The following is a 17,308-nucleotide window of genomic DNA, read 5'->3' on the forward strand; positions in this document are numbered from 1 at the left end:
TTCACGACGGGAGAGATCGGTCCGAACCCGACTACGGTTCGATGGCGTGAACTTTCGTCCCAGTGCCGCCCTCGAGGATCTGCGTCTCGAATCCCGTGACTGAATTTCGGACGACTTTGTTGTTCGCCACGACCGGATCGTAGTTCGGGCTGGCATCGATCGACTGAACAGCGACACCGGTATCGATGTCAGTCGGATCCGGATCGCTGATCGTGTTGTTGATGACCTTGCTATTGCTCACAGAGGCATCACTGCTGCTAAAGCTGGGATAGGACACTGCGCGGAGCAAGACGCCAGCGTTGGCTTCCTGGACGTCGTTTTGCATGACCTTCGTGTTATCTGCCGTCGGGAGGAACCAGCCCCACGAGCCGACGGCGATGCCGACATCGCTGTTCGTGACGGTGTTGCGCCGCACCTGCACGTCGTCGCTCTCGAACACGATGATCCCCGAGGCGGTGAACGCCTCGTCCGCATATCGGTTGTCGGTGACCTCGTTGTCGATGATCGTTCCGCCCGCCCCGTATCCGATCTGAATTCCGTTTGGCCCCCACGCCTCCCCGATACCGGTCGATCCTGTCACGTTGTTCCCGCGAATCTCTGCGGTCGGCGATGGGTGTGCACCCCCATCTCCGACGCAACCGATGCCGCCACGTTCGTACTCGCTGATCGTGTTGTTCCAGATAGCGACCTCGGAGTCTCCGTATGCGAGTACGCCGAACGTTTCCTTTCCGCCGACACCCAGATTCTCGACCGTATTGTCCGATATCTCACCGCGTGCGTTTCTGAAAAGGATTCCCGGTTTCCGTCCCGCGTCCGGCTGGGTTCCGCCGCCATCGATGGTCAGGCCAGTCACGTCGACGTCGACGACATCGGACCCAGATACGCTGCCGCCCGATTCACTCCCGCCGAAGGCAAACACAATCGGCTCCCACGTCGGACCACTCTCCGGAATGGTGAATGCATCTGGGGACCCCGGTGGCGTGATCGTCGGGGAATCAACGCCGACCAGAGAGAGGTCTTTGTCGATAACCACCTGTTCTGCATAGGGGCTTCCGGCTGTCGTTACACAGACTGTCTCACCGGCGTCTGCCGTATCGACGCCAGCCTGGATGGTCGGTTCGTCAGCAGGGACGACAACATCACACTGCCCTCTCCCCTTTCCGCGGCCTTTTCCCCTGTTGCCGGGTTTGGCACTTACCACCCCGGTGAATCCAGCAATACCCAACCCACCTGCTCCTATCGTTTTGAGAATAGTTCTCCGGCTTCGTTTGTGCTGCTGTCTGTCTTCTGACACCATGCTGAAGAAAATATCACCTATCCGTATAGTTATTTGGGTGTTTCTGCGCCCGTTCGTTTCTCAAGGTTCATCTTATCGCCGGTAATCTGTTTGTTTCGTGTCTCTAGTGCACTGATAGAAACACGGAGACGATGTCCGTTCGTCCCGCTGGTCCGATAACTTATTTCACGGACGAGGCTCATTCCACGTACGAAACCACTCCCGCAAGAGGCCAACGAGACCACTACTTTACAAACAAATGATGGGACTGCCGACAACAGACTGATGAGTGGACAGAACCGTTCCCCACAGGCAGAACTCGGGTTGTTAGATGCGACGATGATCGGGATGGGGGCGATGATCGGTGCCGGGATATTCGTCCTGACAGGGCTGGCAGCCGAAATCGCTGGCCCGGCGGCGATTCTCGTCTTCGCGCTGAACGGTGTCGTCACCGCATTCACCGGTCTCTCGTACGCCGAACTCGCCGCATCGATCCCGAAAAGCGGCGGTGGTTACGCCTTCGTCCGCGAAATCTTTGCCGATCTCTCCTCGTTTATCATGGGCTGGATGCTCTGGTTCGCGTACATGATCGCGGGGGCGCTGTACGCGCTCGGCTTTGCGCCGAACTTTCTCGAACTGCTTCACGTCTACGGCGTGGTTCCGCCACCCGATGAGGTCGGCGCAATCGCGGTGCCGGTCGTCGATGTCTCGGTGCCGCTTGCCTTCCTGCTCGCGTTCGTCGCGGTGCTCGGACTCGTCTCTCTCAACGCTGTCTCGACGGCCGCAAGTGGGAGTGTCGAGACGATTTTTACGCTCGTGAAGGTGAGTATTCTCGTCGTGTTCGTCGCGTTTGGCCTCACCTCCCCGATATTCTCTGGTGCCGAGTTTCAGCCGCTCTTTCCGGACGGTAGTGGAGCGGCCGCAATCCTTCCCGCGATGGGGCTCACCTTCATCGCCTTCGAGGGATACGACCTCATCACCACCGTCACCGAGGAGGTCAAAAACCCTCGCGAGAACATCCCGAAAGCGATATTCATCAGCCTCATCGTGACTGTGATCGTCTATCTCGCGGTCGTGGTCGTCGCCGTCGGAACGCTGGGGGCACAGGGGCTTGCAGACGCCGGAGAAGCCGGAATCGCCACAGCTGCCACTTCGTTCATGCCAACTGGCCTGCCAGTCATCCAGAACGGCGGTGCACTCATCGTCTTCGGCGCAGTGTTCTCGACGCTCACCGCGCTGAACGCAGTTGTGATCGCCTCCTCGCGGGTCGCCTTCTCCATGGGGCGGGAGGGTCAGTTACTCCCCTCGTTCGGACAACTCCACCACCGCTACGGGACGCCGTTTGTCGCTATCCTCGCTAGTGCGGTGGTGATGCTCGGATCGGTTGCACTGCCGACCCAGAGCGCTGGCAACATGTCGAGTCTGTTCTTCCTGACGTCGTTTATCATCGTCAACGTCGCCGTGATCAGACTTCGCCGCGAGCGTCCGGATATGAATCGTCCCTACGAGATGCCGTTCTATCCCGCGCCGCCGCTGATCGGTATTGCGCTCAATCTGGTCCTAACTGGTGTGCTCGTCGAGTATCTGATCCGCACCGACCCGCTGGCGCTGGTGCTCAGTGTCGGGTGGATCCTTCTGGGGGGTCTCGTCTATTTGTTCATAAACCGGTCTGAACTGACATCCGACGAGGACGTCGCCGAAACCGACATGGACATCACTGCGGAGGCTGAAGATTGAACCATGACAAGTGATCTCAACGTCATTATCGCTGGCGGTGGGCGTGTCGGCTTTCAGACGGCGGAGATCCTCACCAACCGGGGTCACGACGTCACGATCATCGAGCGCGACGAACGAACCGTCGAGAAGATCGGGGACACATGGACCGCCACGGTGATCGAAGGCGATGCGACCAACCCAGAGATAATCGAACAGGCAGGCATCGAACGGGCCGACGTGGTCGGCGCGCTCACCGGCGAGACGGGGCTGAACCTGGCGGTCTGTCTGGCCGCATCGGAGATGGTCTCCGAAATCCGGACGGTTGCGCGCATCGACCGCGCGGCCGGAACTGCGTACACGCGGTTCGTCGACGCCGTACTCTTTCCGGAACAGGCGGGCGCACAGGTGGCGGCAAACGAAATCGTCGGCAGCAGCGTTCAGACGCTGGCCGACGTGACCAGTTCGCTCGATATCATGACCATCCGCATCGCCGACGGCGCCCCGGCCGCCGGAAAGAAACTCACTGACGTTCGCTTCCCTGCTGGTGCGTTAGTCGTCTCGGACGCTGACGGTCACCAGATCGCCGGGTCGGACACGACGCTCGATCCCGGCAGTCGGTACGTCGTCGCCGTCGAACCAGATGTCGTCGACGAAGTGCTGAATCTACTGCGTGGGTAATCCATCTCTCGGTACGAGCAACTCCTGTGCGCCCCGTCCGCGTTCGGTGTGGGCCGCATTCGAGAAAGCGGAAGCCATCATCTCCAGCAGAGTCTGCACATCTCCTATCGCAGTGAGACGACGATCGCCGACCCGTTCACGCACACCTCCACACGATACCCCGAGTACTCGAACGTGATACGAACCGCAGAACCCGAATCCCCCGTTCGTCCGGGTGAAAATATCGAGTCCAAAGCGTCGGGGTCAACGACATCGTAGAGGACAGGTAGTTCTGCTGGGTCCGTTCTACTGGCCTGTCCCACGCTCGTGAGGATAGCGTCGGAGACGGTTCTGTCCGCTGTGCTGAACTCCATTTGATGCGTTTCCGTCGCGCTGTTGTCGATTGTCGGTACCGCATTCAACTCGCTTTGAGCGTTCGTCACGTTACTTTGAGTATTAGTCGCGTTATCTGCATCCCCAGGACACATTCTATTCACCACTACAGAACCCAGTCGGTTGTAATATCTCCCTTCAGGTGAAGAGGATATATATCCTCTATACTACTCGGGTCGCTCCGCGTTGGTGAGTGTACTGCCGATGAGACGTTTCGTCCCACCTCGAAGACGGGACCCAAAGGACTGTCCGGTTATCCCGACTTCGCTGCCCAACTCCTCGAGTGTCGTCTGTCGAGGGGAGTCGAAGTACCCCCGATCGTAGGCCAAAACAAGCGCCTCACGCTGGCTTTCCGTTAACCTGTATCTCGCCTCGTCTCTCAACGGCGTCAACGCATGAAGCGCCCGCAGTTCGACCGGAATCCCGTATTCGCGACACTGCTCCTGAAATTTCCTGATGACGTCGGAATCGTCGGCCCGGGTTTCCAGCGTCCACCCGTCTTTGGTTCCCTCTGCGGAGATGAGAGTCACGTCCGTCTCGCGGACAGCATGCAAAATCCCGTTCGCATCGTGTTCCCATTCGACCCGGACGAGGCGTTTCCCATCCACTTCGTCGACGACGCGTATATTCCGTACCACGGGATTGTCTCTGAACGCAGCGAGGATCTCCTCCGATCCCGGCCCCTGCACCCAGAAATACGGTATCAACTTCGGCTTCGTCGGAATAATGCGCTCTAGTTCTATCGTCGCTTCGGGGTTGTTCTTGAAGATAACTCCGAGGGGAAACTCGGTAGATGTGACGGTGAATTCCGCGATTATCGACATCGTTTGATTGTCTCCGTCATACAGCACTAGTGTGGTGTCAACATATAATCCTTGTTGGCACCTGTCGTGTCGCGGTGACGCGGCCGGTAGCTCCAGTCCCCGATGGGCTCTACCGTGGCTTTTGATGCATCCACTACCGATGGGAGACGCTCAATACTGGGGGCAAACCTAGACTTTAGCCGGTGACAGTTGTTCTCTAGGGTAGAATGTCCGGAACAGAGCGATGTGAGACTCACGTGTGGGCGTCGGTCGGCATCACGGCCCGAGACGGCGTCGTCTGTCGGATCTGGGAGTGCGAGCAGTGTCAAGTATGGACCGCAGAGCCGTTCGCGCCCGAACGCGAAATAGCCTGGGACGAGACCTGGCTGTCCGAACGATAATATGCCAGTTTCGGCCCAGCTGCTGACACAGATTGCCGTCGGAGCAGTCGCGCTCTACGTCCTCGTAACTGCCGCGAGTCGGGCGATCGACCGGCTGCTGGCGCTTGCCGAGTACTACCGTATCGACGAGGTGCTGGTTGGAATGACCATCCTCGCCGTCGGCACGAGTCTCCCCGAACTGAGTTCGCATCTCATCGCGTCGGTTGGGATTCTTTCGGGGACGCTCGACTACCAGATCGCATCGGCGGTCGTCATCGGCGGGAACACCGGCTCATCGACCGTCCAGCAGTTCCTGCTCGTCGGCATCCTCGTCATCGGATACGGGAGCGTCCAGATCAGCCGAAGCTTCGTCCGCGAGAGCTATCTCCCCATGCTTGGTACGTTTGCAGTCACGCTCTTTCTGGCCTGGGACGGGACGATCACCCGAATCGACGGGACGATACTCGTCGTCCTCTATCTCGCGTACACTGGTCTCCGACTTGCACGCCGAGCGGACCTTCCGACACTTCGCGAGCGCCCGAGTCGAAGCCCGCGCCGGGATGCAGCCGTCGCTGCTGGCTTGCTCTTTCTCGTCGTCGTCTCTGCGTCGGTCGTGCTCGCAGTCGTCGAGGCTATCGTCACCACGCTCGCGCTCGGCGGGTCGATGATCGGCGTCGTGACCATCGGCGTGGCGTCAGCACTTCCCGAACTGACTGCTGTGACGGATTCGATCCGTCGACGAGCGCCGAACGTCGCGCTCGGAACGCTCATCGGGAGTAATATCGTCAACCCACTCCTCGGAATCGGACTTGGCGGCGCCATCTCCACGTACTACATTCCGCCCGCCGTCATCCGCTGGGACCTCCCGTTCAAACTCGTCGTCGGCGCTGGACTCCTGGGCTGGTCGCTCTACTGGCGTGACGGCCAACTCACTCGCCGGGAGGGCGTTTACTTGATTGGACTCTACTTCGTCTTCGTGGCGGGTAGACTGCTGTTGTATCCCGGCCAGTAGTTCTGCTCTGGGATGAACGTTCGCACACGCTACGCTGTGCTCACTGGGTAGCTCGCGGAGAATTGTGAATGGACCGGCGGGGATTTGAACCCGACTGCAAACGCTCGCTTCGCTCACGTTTGCGTGATTCAAATCCCGCCTTGACCAGCCATCACTGTTCGCACGCCGGTTCGCACACGCTACGCTGTGCTCACTGGGTAGCTCGCGGAGAATTGTGAATGGACCGGCGGGGATTTGAACCCCGGGCCTCTTCCTTGCGAAGGAAGCGATCTGCCACTGATCTACCGGCCCGCGAAAGCCCCTGCGCGTGGGGCGAGTGGTGGTCTCGGCCGCTAGTCTTCGAGGACGATTTCGATGCTGACGTCGTTTGGCACCTGAATGCGCATCAGTTGGCGCAGTGCCCGTTCGTCGGCATCGATGTCGATGAGGCGCTTGTGGACGCGCATCTCCCAGTGTTCCCACGTCGCGGTTCCCTCTCCGTCAGGGGACTTGCGCGCGGGCACTTCCAGCGTCTTCGTCGGGAGCGGAACCGGACCCGAGAGCTTGACGCCTGTCTTGTCGGCGATGTCTTTGACCTCGCCGCAGATGCTGTCCAGGTCCTCGGGGCTGGTACCAGCCAGACGGACGCGTGCCTGCTGCATGTTATCGCTCGTTGACCGAGAGGACCTTGCCTGCCGCGATGGTCTGACCCATGTCGCGGATCGCGAAGGAGCCAAGCTCCGGAATCTCGCTCGACGGCTCGATGCTGAGTGGCTTCTGCGGTCGGACGGTCACGACTGCAGCGTCGCCCGACTGGATGAAGTCCGGGTTCTCTTCGGCGACCTCGCCCGATGCGGGGTCGATCTTCTTGTCGATGGACTCGACGGTACAGGCGACCTGTGCCGTGTGTGCGTGGAAGACCGGCGTGTATCCCGCGGTGATGACCGAGGGGTGCTGCATGACGACGATCTGCGCCTGGAAGGTCTCTGCGACCGTCGGCGGGTCGTCGGCCGGGCCACAGACGTCGCCACGGCGGATGTCGTCCTTGCCGATGCCACGGACGTTGAATCCGACGTTGTCGCCGGGTCCGGCCTGTGGCACTTCTTCGTGGTGCATCTCGATGGTCTTGACCTCGCCACCGACGTCAGATGGCTGGAACGAGACGTTGTCGCCCGTGTTCAGGATACCGGTCTCGACACGGCCGACCGGGACCGTACCGATGCCGGAGATGGTGTAGACGTCCTGAATCGGGAGTCGGAGCGGCGCGTCCGTCGGCGGCTCCGGCTCCGGCAGGTCGTTCAGCGCTTCGAGCAGAATCTGGCCGTCGTACCAGTCCGTGTTCTCCGAGCGCTCGGCGATGTTGTCGCCCTCGAACGCGGAGACGGGGATGTACTTGACACTGTCCGTGTCGAAGCGAACCTGATTGAGCAGGTCGTTGACCTCGTCTTTCGTCTCCTCGTAGCGACTCTCCTTGTAGTCGACGAGATCCATCTTGTTGACCGCGATGATCAGTTCGCCGATGCCGAGTGTCCGTGCCAGGAAGACGTGCTCCTGTGTCTGTGGCTGGACGCCGTCGTCGGCTGCGACGACGAGCACCGCGTTGTCGGCCTGGCTCGCGCCAGTGATCATGTTCTTGACGAAGTCCCGGTGGCCCGGACAGTCGACGATAGTGAAGTAGTATTCGTCGGTGTCGAACTCTTGGTGGGCGATGTCGATGGTGACCCCGCGCTCTCGCTCCTCGGCGAGGTTGTCCATCACGTAGGCGAACTCGAAGCCGCCCTTGCCTTTCTCTTCTGCCTCTTCCTTGTGCTGCTCGATGACGTGCTCCGGTACGTTCTCGGTCTCGTACAGGAGTCGTCCGACGAGCGTACTCTTCCCGTGGTCGACGTGGCCGATGATGGCCAAGTTCTGGTGTGGTTTGTCCTCACTCATTTGTTCTCACGCGCAGAGGCGCTGTATCGGAAATATTGCGCGGTTGTTCATAAAACCATTTCGATACTGCTCGTCAGCCAACCCTGTGCTGTCTTGCGATTTGTGAGGTACTGTCACGGATCGCTCGTGGCAAACCCGCCTCCTCACGGTCGAAGGACAATCAGAATGGAGGACTGTCGTATCCCGAAACTCCGCTACAAACGGACTGCAGTCTAGCGGTTATCCGTCGAGACGCCCGATGTCTGCGAAGATGGCTGAGGCAGTCTCGGGGCCGCCCGCACCGCGCCCGGAGATGTTGAGTACGCCTGCGTGTGTCGTTTCGAGTTGGACGATGTTTCGCGTGCCGGTGACAGCGAGCGCCGCATTTTCGGGGACGAGTCGCGGACCGACCCGGACGGCGTCGCCGTCGACTTCGCCGATGAGACGGATCGTGCGACCGTCCTCGCGGGCGAGTTCGAGCGCGCTCACGGGCAGATCCCTGATTCCCTCGACGGTCGCATCTTCGAGCGTGACCTCTCCGTCGCCCAGTACGTTCGCGACGATCACACACTTCAGCGCCGCATCAGTGCCGTCGACGTCGAAACTGGGGTCTGCCTCGGCGACGCCCAGGTCCTGGGCCTCCGCGAGGACGTGTTCGTATTCCAGCCCCTCGGCGGCCATCCGCGAGAGGACGAAGTTCGCCGTCCCGTTGAGCACGCCCCGGACGGCGGTGATATGTTCGGCGTCGAAATCTGCGATAGTCGACAGCACCGGCATCGCGCCGCCGACGGTCGCCTCGAAGAGGACAGTGCCCTCACTCTCTCGTTCGAGTTCGCGCACGTCACCGTAGCGTTCCGCGACCGGCCCCTTGTTCGCGAGGACGACGTGTCTGTCACGTTCGAGCGCGGCCTTCACGTGGCCGAAACCGGGTTCTGCGTCGCCGAGCGTCGTCGGCGTCGCCTCGACCAGCACCTCGTAGTTCGCCGAGAGCGCCGCATCCGGTGACTCGTCACCGACAACGCCCTCGGACTCCTTGCGGTCGAGCGCGTTCGCGACGTCGACGCCGTCTGGGTCGACGACGGCGCTGCTCGAATCCGCGAGCGCGGTGACCGTGTGTCCATACTCCGGCGCGAGTTCTGCGACGGACGCGCCGACTGCGCCCGCGCCGAGCACGGCGAGTTTCATCGCTCACCACCCGCAGTCAGCGGTTCGACGACGCGCAAGTTCTTCTCGTCTGCGATATCTCGAATTGCCGAAAGCGCCGCATCCGTCTGTCCGGTTTCCGTCGCGAGTCGGAGCCGTGCGCTCGATTCGCCCTCCTGTCCCTGCGGTGCGGACAGCGACAGGTCCCGCACTGACGTGCCAGTCGCCTCCTGAATGCGCGAGAGCGTATTCGAGAGGTCGGTGTTGACCAGATGGCCGACCAGCACGACTGTTACTTCCTCCGAGTACTGCTCTGCGCCCGCCTCCATGACGTTGATCCCCTCCTCGCGGAGCGCATCGACGATCTCGTCGAATCGGTCCGGCGGGGCCTCCATGTCCACCTCGACGGGGATGTGTCCCCGGGGTGTGAGGTTCCCTCGCTCGTGAAAGATAGAGAGCAGGTTTCCGCCGTTGTCGGCGATGGGTTCGAGCGCCCGGAGCAGTTCGCCCGGCCGGTCGACCAGTTCCAGGCGCACGGTGTAGGAGCGAACGTCCTCCGTCGAGTCGCTCATTCGTCGCTCACCTCCGTGAGTTGTAGACGCGCATCTCCGTTCATTGTCATCGATTCAGGCACCCGGCTATAAGAATCCAGCCGTTTCGGTACGGGGCTGTCGGTCAGTAAAACCATAGCTGTCCATACGGAGCATACTGCGCGAACGGAGAGCGCAGTTTCACCGGAAGACGCACTGCGTCTTCCGAGCCCTCGGTCGCTCAAGTGTTCCCTTCTGGGGTTCCCGGACGCGAGCGTAGCGAGCGTCCGGCCTTTTTTCGCCCACGTTTTTTGGCGGGGTTCGAGCACGCCGGCGGCGTGCGAGAACCCCGTAAAAAAAGGTGGTTGTCTAGAAGTAGTCGACGCCAGCGGGGAGTTCGAGTTTCATCCCCTTGCGCTCGCGGATCTGCTTGATGGTTTCGGGCTGGAGGTTGTCGGCCATCACCTGGAAGCCAGCGTTCTCGGTGTTCCAGCTCGCGCGGCCCTCGGTGGCCGAGCGGATGTCGCTGGAGAAGCCGATCATCTCCTCGACGGGCGCGACGCCCTCGACGACCATCAGGTCGCCCTCTTGGTACATGTCGTCGACGCGGCCACGGCGACCCTGAATCTCGCCGCTCGCTGCGCCCATGTGCTCGTTGGGCACGTCGATCCGAACCTCCTGGATGGGTTCGAGCAGCTTGATCTTACCGTCGATGAGCGCGTTGTGCATCGACTCACGCACTGCCGGGATGACCTGTGCGGGGCCGCGGTGGATGGCGTCCTCGTGCAGGCGTGCGTCGTGGAGCATCACGAGCGCACCCTGGACTGGCTCTGCGGCGAGTGGGCCATCTGCCAGCGCCTCCTCCATCCCCTCGATGACCAACTCCATCGTCTCGTTGAGGTGCTGGATACCCTTCGTGTCGTCGATGATGATGTTGGTGTTGAAGATATGCTCGACGTCCTGGGAGAGTTCCTTGTCGAATCCGGCGTCCTGCAGGGCCTCACGCCGTTCGAGTTCGGGCATGTCCATCGTCGCCGAGCCCTTCTTGAGCGCGTCCACGACAGACTCCTGGAGCGGCCGCACCGTCATGTAGAAGCGGTTGTGACGGTTGGGGGAGATGCCCTCGACTTCGCGACTTTCCCCCTGTGGCGCCTCGCGGAAGACGACGATCGGTTCGCCGGTCGTCACCGGGATGCCCTGATTGCGCTCGATGCGCTGGGTGACGACTTCGAGGTGGAGTTCGCCCTGCCCCGAGATGAGGTGCTCGCCAGTGTCCTCGTTGATCTCGATTTCGATCGTCGGGTCCTCCTTGGCGACCTGCTGGAGCGTCTCGATGAGTTTCGGCAGGTCGTCCATGTTCTTCGCCTCGACGGACTTCGTGATGACCGGTTCCGAGAGGTGCTCGATGGACTCGAACGGCGTCATCTCGACGCTCGAAACGGTCGACCCTGCGATGGCGTCGGCGAGTCCAGTCACCGCGGCGACGTTCCCCGCCGGGACGCGCTCGACCTCCTCGCGCTCTCCACCCATGAAGATACCGACGCTCTGGAGGCGGTTCGTGCCGACCGTCCCCGACACGTACAGGTCCTGTCCCTTCTCGAGTGTGCCGGAGAAGACCCGCCCGGTTGCGATTTCGCCCGCGTGCGGGTCCATCGAGATGTCCGTGACCATGAAGACGACTTCGCCGTCCTCGTTGACCAGCCGCATCTGGTCTGCGAGTTCGGAGTCGGGGTCGCCGCGCCAGATCCGGGGAATACGACGGGGCTGAGCGTCGACCGGGTTCGGGAAGTGCTCACAGACCATATCGAGCACGACGTCCGCGAGCGGCGTTCGCTCGGCGAGCTCCTGTCGCTTGTCGGCCCGTTCGAGGTCGATGATGTCCCCGAAGTCCATCCCGGTTCGCTGCATCGACGGCATCGAGACGCCCCACTTGTACAGCGCAGAGCCAAAGCCAACGGTCCCGTCTTCGACCGAGACCGTCCAGTCGTCAGGGATGTCGTCCATCTCCTCGGTCATCCCGCGGATGAGGTCGTTCACGTCGCGGATGACCGCAGTCATTCGCTCCTGCATCTCCTGTGGGCCTTCCTGCAGTTCCGAGATGAGTCGGTCGACCTTGTTGATGAACAGCGTCGGCTTGACACCCTCGCGGAGCGCCTGTCGGAGCACGGTCTCGGTCTGCGGCATCGCCCCTTCGACGGCGTCGACGACCACGAGCGCACCGTCGACGGCACGCATCGCCCGTGTCACGTCGCCGCCGAAGTCCACGTGGCCCGGCGTGTCGATCAGGTTGATGAGGTGGTTCGTGTCCTCGTACTCGTGGGTCATCGAAACGTTTGCCGCGTCGATGGTGATCCCACGTTCCTGTTCGTCCTCTTCGGTGTCCATCGCGAGCTGTTCCCCTGCCGTATCGTCAGAGATCATCCCCGCGCCCGCGAGCAGATTGTCGGTCAGCGTCGTCTTGCCGTGGTCGACGTGTGCTGCGATCGCAATATTACGGATGTTCTCCGGCTTGTCCATCAGATCCTCGCATTCCTGGACGATTTTCTTTCGTCGGCCCATTATTGTATTCGCTTACCGGCAGGAGGGTCAAAAGGATAGTGTTTCACATCGACGGTACAGGCGGATTTCGCCGAAAAGCGTGTGACATGACCACACGGTCCGTGTGGGGTTTGCCCGTGGTCGACTCTCCCGTACACAGCTATTTACGCCCAGTTCAGCTAGTGCCCATATGGTGTATGCGATTGGCGTACACAGCGGGACAGCGATGGATGCAATCGACACCGTTCTCATCGACGTCGAGGAGGGCGATGGCAAAGACGATATCACCCACGTCGACTCGGCGGAATATTCCTATCGTCCGGAGACGCGACAGGAACTCCTCGAAGTCGCCTCGAACGAACAGGTCTCGCTCGAAGCAGTCTCGCGACTGAACTCGGTCGTCGGCGATGAGTTCGGTGACGCAGTACTCGCCTTCGCCGAAGACGCCGGAATCGACCTCGACGAGGTGGCGATCATCGGCACCTACGGACAGACCGTGCGACACTACCCGCGCGGGGATCCACCGTCGACGTTCCAGCTCATTCAGGAACAGATCGTCGCCGAGAAAACCGGTGTCGACACGGCCGCGGACTTTTTCGTCCGTGACCTTGCTGCTGGCGGTGCTGGCGCGCCGATGCTCCAGATGTACGACTACATGCGGTATGCAGACCCCGACGAAAACCGTCTGATCGTCAACATCGGCGGTATCGCGAACGTGACCTATCTCCCGGCTGGCGGCGACCTGGACGACGTTCGTGCGTTCGACGTCGGCCCCGGAAACATGCTCGTCGACGCAACCGTCAGAGACCTGACCGACGGCGAGAAACAGTACGACGAGGACGGCGAGCGCGCCTTCCGCGGCGAGGTAAACGAGTCAGTACTCGCCGAGTTACTGGATCACGACTTCATCAAGCGAACACCCCCAAAGAGCAGCGGGCGCGACGACTTCGGCGAGTACCGGATGGAAGCGATGCGACAGTCTGCAGCCGACGCAGGCGTCGAGGGCAACGATCTGGTGGCCACCTTCACCGCGCTCACCGGGGCCGCACTCGCCTACAACCGCGAGCAGTTCATCGACGGCCCCGTCGACCGCGTCGTCGTCTTCGGCGGCGGATCCCAGAACCCGGCGATCATGTCGGGTATCGAGGAGCGGTTCGACGCCGAGGTGTCCGTCAGCGACGAACTCGGCTACCGCCACGAACTCCGCGAGGTGCAGGGGGTTTCGTACATCGCCTATCGGTCACACCGTGGCAAACAGACGAACGTCCCGGCTGCGACCGGTTCACACCCGGTCTGTGGCGGCTCCATCGCGCGCGGACAGATCGAACGCGACTGAGGCTGGACTGTAGACACCCGCGAAAAAGTAATACAGTTCGATCCCCACTAGAGAATAGATGGACGTACAGGTACACGGACAGGGCCCGGCGGAACCGTTTCTGGGCGCACGGGATCTCTTCGAGACCGAACGGGACATCGAGCGACCGGTGACAGTCCAGATTCGCGAGGACCCCGACGAGCGAACGCGAGTGTCACACACCGACGCCGCACATCGGCTGACGATTTCCCGGCAGGCCGCAACGAGCGCGATGGCGCGCGAACTCGCCTTGCACGAGTACGCGCACATGCACCAGTACGAGCAGGAACACCCCTCACACACCCAGTCGACGAAGGAAGCGATCTTTCTCGCGCTCGCCGGACGGACGGTCGAACAGCAGAAACTCACCCACTGCTATCAGATCGCGAACCACATGAAGGACATCTACGCCGACGATATCTGGCTGACACTCGCACCCGCGGACAAACTGGTCTCGTTTCTCGAATCCAGCCTCGCTGTCGCGGTCGCAGACCGCCCGCACGACCCGCTGGCGTCCGGTCGCACATCGCGAGACCGAACGCGGGAGACCGCAAGTAGAGGCCTCCCTGCATGGGAACGACTCACCCCTGCCGCCGACCCCGACATCACCGCGGTCAACGCCGCCTTCGCGCTCGGTCTGGTCGAACGGCACGGCCTCGTCGGGAGCGACCATCGAATCTACGACCTCGCGCACGCGGCCGCGGCGGACGCGCCGGAGGTGGCGTTCGAGCGATTCAGGGATAGCTTTCGCTCGCTCGCTCGTGATCCGGACGAGAGCGAGTACCGGAAGGCGCTCGTCGACGTGACCCGCGAGTACGCTGGCGGCAGCGGGCCTGCGGCCGATTAGACGCGCCGCTGCGATGCTTCGGCTGACAGACTAGAGCAGTGGCGTCACTAGTAGTCCAACAGCGAGGAGCAGTACTGGGTAGTCGAGCCGCGAGAGGGAAAGTCGGGGGAGCGTCGGATTCCAGGCGAAACAGCGCGCGCGAAGCGCGACCGCAAGCCGCTCTCTCCGATTGAACGCACGCGCGACCGACAGCGTGGCGATCCGACGAACGCGGTCGTGAAACGCTCGACTCGAGCCGCCACGCGCGAGAACTGCAGCCCTGATTCGCACGATATCGTCGCTGACGAGAGCGAACGAACGAACGGTCAGCGCCATCCCGACGCCGAGCAACTGGCCGGGGCGGCCCGGAATCGTTCGCTGTACTGCCGCCCGTGTCTCCCGAATCGGCGTCGAATGAATGTAGGCTCCACTGACAAAGAGTACCGGAACGACACGCGAGACGGCACGCAGCGACCGTACTCCGTGGTCGGGGTCGATCCACGGCGGGCCGAGCGTCAGCGCCGCGATGAGCGGTCCAACTGCGAGAAAGATGAGGACGAACCAGTACGCCCGTAGCGTCCGCCGAAGCGATACGCCCGAAATCACGAGGACAGCCAGTCCACACACAGTCGTTCCGAGCAACCACGGGACCGATGTCTGGGCGAAGGCGGCCACGGCAAAGCCAATCTGAACGGCCAGTTTCGTCCGGGGGTCGAGTCGGTGTGCGAGCGTCTTTCCCGGCGTGTATCTCAGCATGAGTCGTCTGCGCGCGGGCGCTCCGGTGGCCGGACGCCGATTGCGGATAGCTGTTCGTTCTCGACGGTTTCGGGCGGACAGTCGAACGCGACGGTTCCGTCGTCCAGTCCCACGATGCTGTCGGCAGACGCGAACACCTCTCTGAGGTCGTGCGTGACGAAGACGATGCTCGTTCCGTCCTCGTGGAGTCTGTGGAGGTGTTCGAGCAGCGAGCGACGCGTCGGCCAGTCCAGGCCAGTAAAGGGTTCGTCGAGCACGAGATGGTCGGGTTCCATCGCAAGCGCCCCAGCGATTGCGGTTCGGGCTTGCTCGCCCCCGGACAGGGATTCGATGCGCTCGTCTCGACGTCCGGCCATCTTCACCGTGCCGAGTGCCGCGTTGACCCGTCGGTCGATTTCGTCGTGGTCGAGACCGAGGTTCTCCGGGCCGAAGGCCACGTCTGCGCCGACAGTTGCCGCGACGAACTGGTCGCGGGGGTTCTGAAACACCATTCCGACGCGCGTTCGGGCGGCCACAGGCTTGTCGCTCGGTGACTCGCCGTCGACCAGTACCTCCCCGCAGTCGGGCGAACGCAACCCGTTGAAATGCCGGACGAGCGTCGTCTTGCCGCTCCCGTTCCGTCCAGCGAGGACGACCCACTCGCCGTCCACGACGGTCATCGACACGTCGTCGAGGACCTGCTTGCCGCCTCGACGCGTGACGAGTTCCTGAACGGTGATCATCGTAGTCGGGTGGGAAGCGTGACTGCGCCCGCGACCACCGAGAGCGTGAGCGCGATTTTGATCAGGTCCCCGACGAAGAACCACCCCATCGCCGTCCCGGCCTCGACGAGCGTGAGGTCTGCGACAACTGCGTACCAGGGGACGCCGACCAGATAGATGACGGCGAGCCCGGCCAGCAGAGCGACCCCGCTCCACAGGACCGACAGGTCGTCGAAGGACTTCGGGACGAGCGACCGATGCGAAATCGCTCCGATGACGACCGCCGCGAAGACGAACCCGACGAGAAACCCGCCGGTCGGCCCGGTCACGTAGCCGATGCCTGCGCCACCGCTCGAAAACACCGGCACGCCTGCGAGACCGACCAGGAAGTACGTCCCCATCGCGAACCCACCCCAGAGCGGGCCGAGCAGCAGGCCCGCGAAGAAGACCCCGAAGGGCTGAAACGAAAACGGAACGACAGAGATCTCTATCGAGGCCCACGCCAGAACACCCGTCAGCGCCGCCAGTTGTGCCGCACCGGCGACGTAGGCCGCCGTCTCTGCACTCACGAGGTCGACTTCTTCTCCGTACTCCGAGGACATACCGACACCGTGTTCGTCAACCGAGATTAACGTACTGGTTTACCAACGCTCATATGGTTGAAACTGCCGCCAGTGTTCGCTCCACGGCTGGAAAACGAAAGAGACGAGAACAGCAGAATTCGCGTTATCGTGCGGCGGCGGCGACGCGTTCTTTCTCCTCTTTCTGGTTGACCGAGTAGGTGTCGACGTCACCGTCGGCCGCGCCCATGAGCTGCTGGGCGAGCGCCTCGGCGGCGTCGGTTTCGGTCTTGAAGGAGGCGTTCTGGACGCCCTCGGCGATGAACTTCAGCGCCTGGTCGACGCGTCGCTGTGGCGAGACGTCGACGGCTTTCGGCACGGAGATGCCACCGTACTTCAGGCGGACAGTCTCCTCGCGCGGCGCGGAGTTTTCGACCGCTCGGACGAGCACCTGCACGGGGTTCTCACCGGTGCGGTCGTGGACGATGTCGAAGGCATCGCGCACCATTCGGGTGGTGAGCTGTTTCTTACCGGTGTTCTCTTCGGTCTGCATCAGGCGGTTGATCAGCCGCTCGACGATGCTGATCTGGCTCTTTTTGAACTGCTTGTCGGCGTGACGGCCCATCGTGTTGGCGACGGGCGTGACGGTGATGTACCGCTCGGTGGAGACGTCGCGGTACTCGATATCGTCGACCGACCACTTCTCGAAGAGCAGGGCGGCGGTGTTTTCCTCGCTTCCGGGTGCGTCGGGGTCTGGCTGGTCTGCAGACATG

At 62.0% G+C, this 17,308-nt stretch carries 18 protein-coding genes and 1 tRNA gene; 6 read left to right on the forward strand and 13 right to left on the reverse strand.

The genetic code is table 11. The annotated features are described in order from the left end of the window. Positions 1-31: 31 nt before the first annotated feature. Entirely contained in the window at positions 32-1,201 is a 1,170-nt protein-coding gene (locus ACMGFL_RS05455) for a right-handed parallel beta-helix repeat-containing protein (protein ID WP_436934524.1), read from the reverse strand. Between the two features lie 360 nt (positions 1,202-1,561). Between ACMGFL_RS05455 and ACMGFL_RS05460 the strand changes: the two genes are divergently transcribed. Both ACMGFL_RS05460 and ACMGFL_RS05465 read left to right on the forward strand, forming a co-directional pair. After that, entirely contained in the window at positions 1,562-3,013 is a 1,452-nt protein-coding gene (locus ACMGFL_RS05460; RefSeq protein ID WP_436934525.1) for an APC family permease, read from the forward strand. 3 nt (positions 3,014-3,016) lie between these two features. Then, positions 3,017-3,670: a potassium channel family protein gene (locus ACMGFL_RS05465; protein WP_436934526.1), complete on the forward strand. Its 654-nt coding sequence runs from the start codon at positions 3,017-3,019 to the stop codon at positions 3,668-3,670. Between the two features lie 104 nt (positions 3,671-3,774). Here ACMGFL_RS05465 and ddfA read toward each other — a convergent pair whose 3' ends face one another. Together ddfA and ACMGFL_RS05475 are read right to left on the reverse strand one after the other, a co-directional pair. Continuing rightward, positions 3,775-4,023: a DdfA family disk-determining factor gene (gene ddfA / locus ACMGFL_RS05470; protein ID WP_436934527.1), complete on the reverse strand. Its 249-nt coding sequence runs from the start codon at positions 4,021-4,023 to the stop codon at positions 3,775-3,777. Positions 4,024-4,209: 186 nt separating this feature from the next. Then, positions 4,210-4,866, reverse strand: a complete 657-nt coding sequence (locus tag ACMGFL_RS05475) for a helix-turn-helix domain-containing protein (RefSeq protein WP_436934528.1) — start codon at positions 4,864-4,866, stop codon at positions 4,210-4,212. A 206-nt stretch (positions 4,867-5,072) separates the two neighbouring features. Here ACMGFL_RS05475 and ACMGFL_RS05480 point away from each other — a divergent pair, with 206 nt between their 5' ends. Next, on the forward strand, positions 5,073-5,246 hold the full coding sequence (locus ACMGFL_RS05480; RefSeq protein WP_436934529.1) for a hypothetical protein: 174 nt from the start codon (positions 5,073-5,075) through the stop codon (positions 5,244-5,246). 1 nt (position 5,247) lies between these two features. After that, entirely contained in the window at positions 5,248-6,237 is a 990-nt protein-coding gene (locus ACMGFL_RS05485) for a sodium:calcium antiporter (protein ID WP_436934530.1), read from the forward strand. A gap of 219 nt (positions 6,238-6,456) precedes the next feature. Here ACMGFL_RS05485 and ACMGFL_RS05490 read toward each other — a convergent pair. The 6 genes from ACMGFL_RS05490 to ACMGFL_RS05515 all read right to left on the reverse strand — a co-directional run bounded on the left by ACMGFL_RS05490 (position 6,457) and on the right by ACMGFL_RS05515 (position 12,359). Continuing rightward, a tRNA-Ala gene (locus tag ACMGFL_RS05490) sits at positions 6,457-6,528 on the reverse strand. A 41-nt stretch (positions 6,529-6,569) separates the two neighbouring features. Continuing rightward, positions 6,570-6,878 (reverse strand): 30S ribosomal protein S10, encoded by a 309-nt coding sequence (gene rpsJ, locus ACMGFL_RS05495; protein ID WP_436934531.1) that lies wholly within the window; start codon positions 6,876-6,878, stop codon positions 6,570-6,572. Position 6,879: 1 nt separating this feature from the next. Continuing rightward, complete coding sequence (tuf, locus tag ACMGFL_RS05500; RefSeq protein ID WP_436934532.1) at positions 6,880-8,148, reverse strand: translation elongation factor EF-1 subunit alpha; 1,269 nt, start codon at positions 8,146-8,148, stop codon at positions 6,880-6,882. A 219-nt stretch (positions 8,149-8,367) separates the two neighbouring features. After that, positions 8,368-9,312 carry a homoserine dehydrogenase gene (locus ACMGFL_RS05505; protein ID WP_436934533.1) on the reverse strand — a complete coding sequence of 315 codons (945 nt, stop codon included), beginning with the start codon at positions 9,310-9,312 and terminating at the stop codon, positions 8,368-8,370. Further along, on the reverse strand, positions 9,309-9,842 hold the full coding sequence (locus ACMGFL_RS05510) for an amino acid-binding protein (RefSeq protein ID WP_436934534.1): 534 nt from the start codon (positions 9,840-9,842) through the stop codon (positions 9,309-9,311). The genes ACMGFL_RS05505 and ACMGFL_RS05510 overlap by 4 nt, the downstream gene beginning before the upstream one ends. A gap of 327 nt (positions 9,843-10,169) precedes the next feature. Next, complete coding sequence (locus ACMGFL_RS05515; RefSeq protein WP_436934535.1) at positions 10,170-12,359, reverse strand: elongation factor EF-2; 2,190 nt, start codon at positions 12,357-12,359, stop codon at positions 10,170-10,172. A gap of 169 nt (positions 12,360-12,528) precedes the next feature. Between ACMGFL_RS05515 and ACMGFL_RS05520 the strand changes: the two genes are divergently transcribed. Both ACMGFL_RS05520 and ACMGFL_RS05525 read left to right on the forward strand, forming a co-directional pair. After that, complete coding sequence (locus ACMGFL_RS05520) at positions 12,529-13,674, forward strand: anhydro-N-acetylmuramic acid kinase (RefSeq protein WP_436934536.1); 1,146 nt, start codon at positions 12,529-12,531, stop codon at positions 13,672-13,674. A 58-nt stretch (positions 13,675-13,732) separates the two neighbouring features. Next, positions 13,733-14,539: a DUF5781 family protein gene (locus tag ACMGFL_RS05525; RefSeq protein WP_436934537.1), complete on the forward strand. Its 807-nt coding sequence runs from the start codon at positions 13,733-13,735 to the stop codon at positions 14,537-14,539. A 30-nt stretch (positions 14,540-14,569) separates the two neighbouring features. Here ACMGFL_RS05525 and ACMGFL_RS05530 read toward each other — a convergent pair whose 3' ends face one another. The 4 genes from ACMGFL_RS05530 to ACMGFL_RS05545 form a co-directional block, all read right to left on the reverse strand. Then, positions 14,570-15,274 (reverse strand): energy-coupling factor transporter transmembrane component T family protein, encoded by a 705-nt coding sequence (locus ACMGFL_RS05530; protein ID WP_436934538.1) that lies wholly within the window; start codon positions 15,272-15,274, stop codon positions 14,570-14,572. Further along, positions 15,268-15,996, reverse strand: coding sequence for an energy-coupling factor ABC transporter ATP-binding protein (locus ACMGFL_RS05535; RefSeq protein ID WP_436934539.1), 729 nt, complete (start codon positions 15,994-15,996; stop codon positions 15,268-15,270). Before ACMGFL_RS05535 ends, ACMGFL_RS05530 begins: the two co-directional genes overlap by 7 nt. Further along, positions 15,993-16,577, reverse strand: coding sequence for a biotin transporter BioY (locus ACMGFL_RS05540; RefSeq protein WP_436934540.1), 585 nt, complete (start codon positions 16,575-16,577; stop codon positions 15,993-15,995). The genes ACMGFL_RS05535 and ACMGFL_RS05540 overlap by 4 nt, the downstream gene beginning before the upstream one ends. Positions 16,578-16,701: 124 nt before the next feature. After that, positions 16,702-17,307, reverse strand: a complete 606-nt coding sequence (locus tag ACMGFL_RS05545; protein ID WP_436934541.1) for a 30S ribosomal protein S7 — start codon at positions 17,305-17,307, stop codon at positions 16,702-16,704. Position 17,308 lies beyond the last annotated feature (1 nt).

Source organism: Halovenus marina (genome assembly GCF_051414115.1).
GTDB lineage: Archaea > Halobacteriota > Halobacteria > Halobacteriales > Haloarculaceae > Halovenus > Halovenus marina.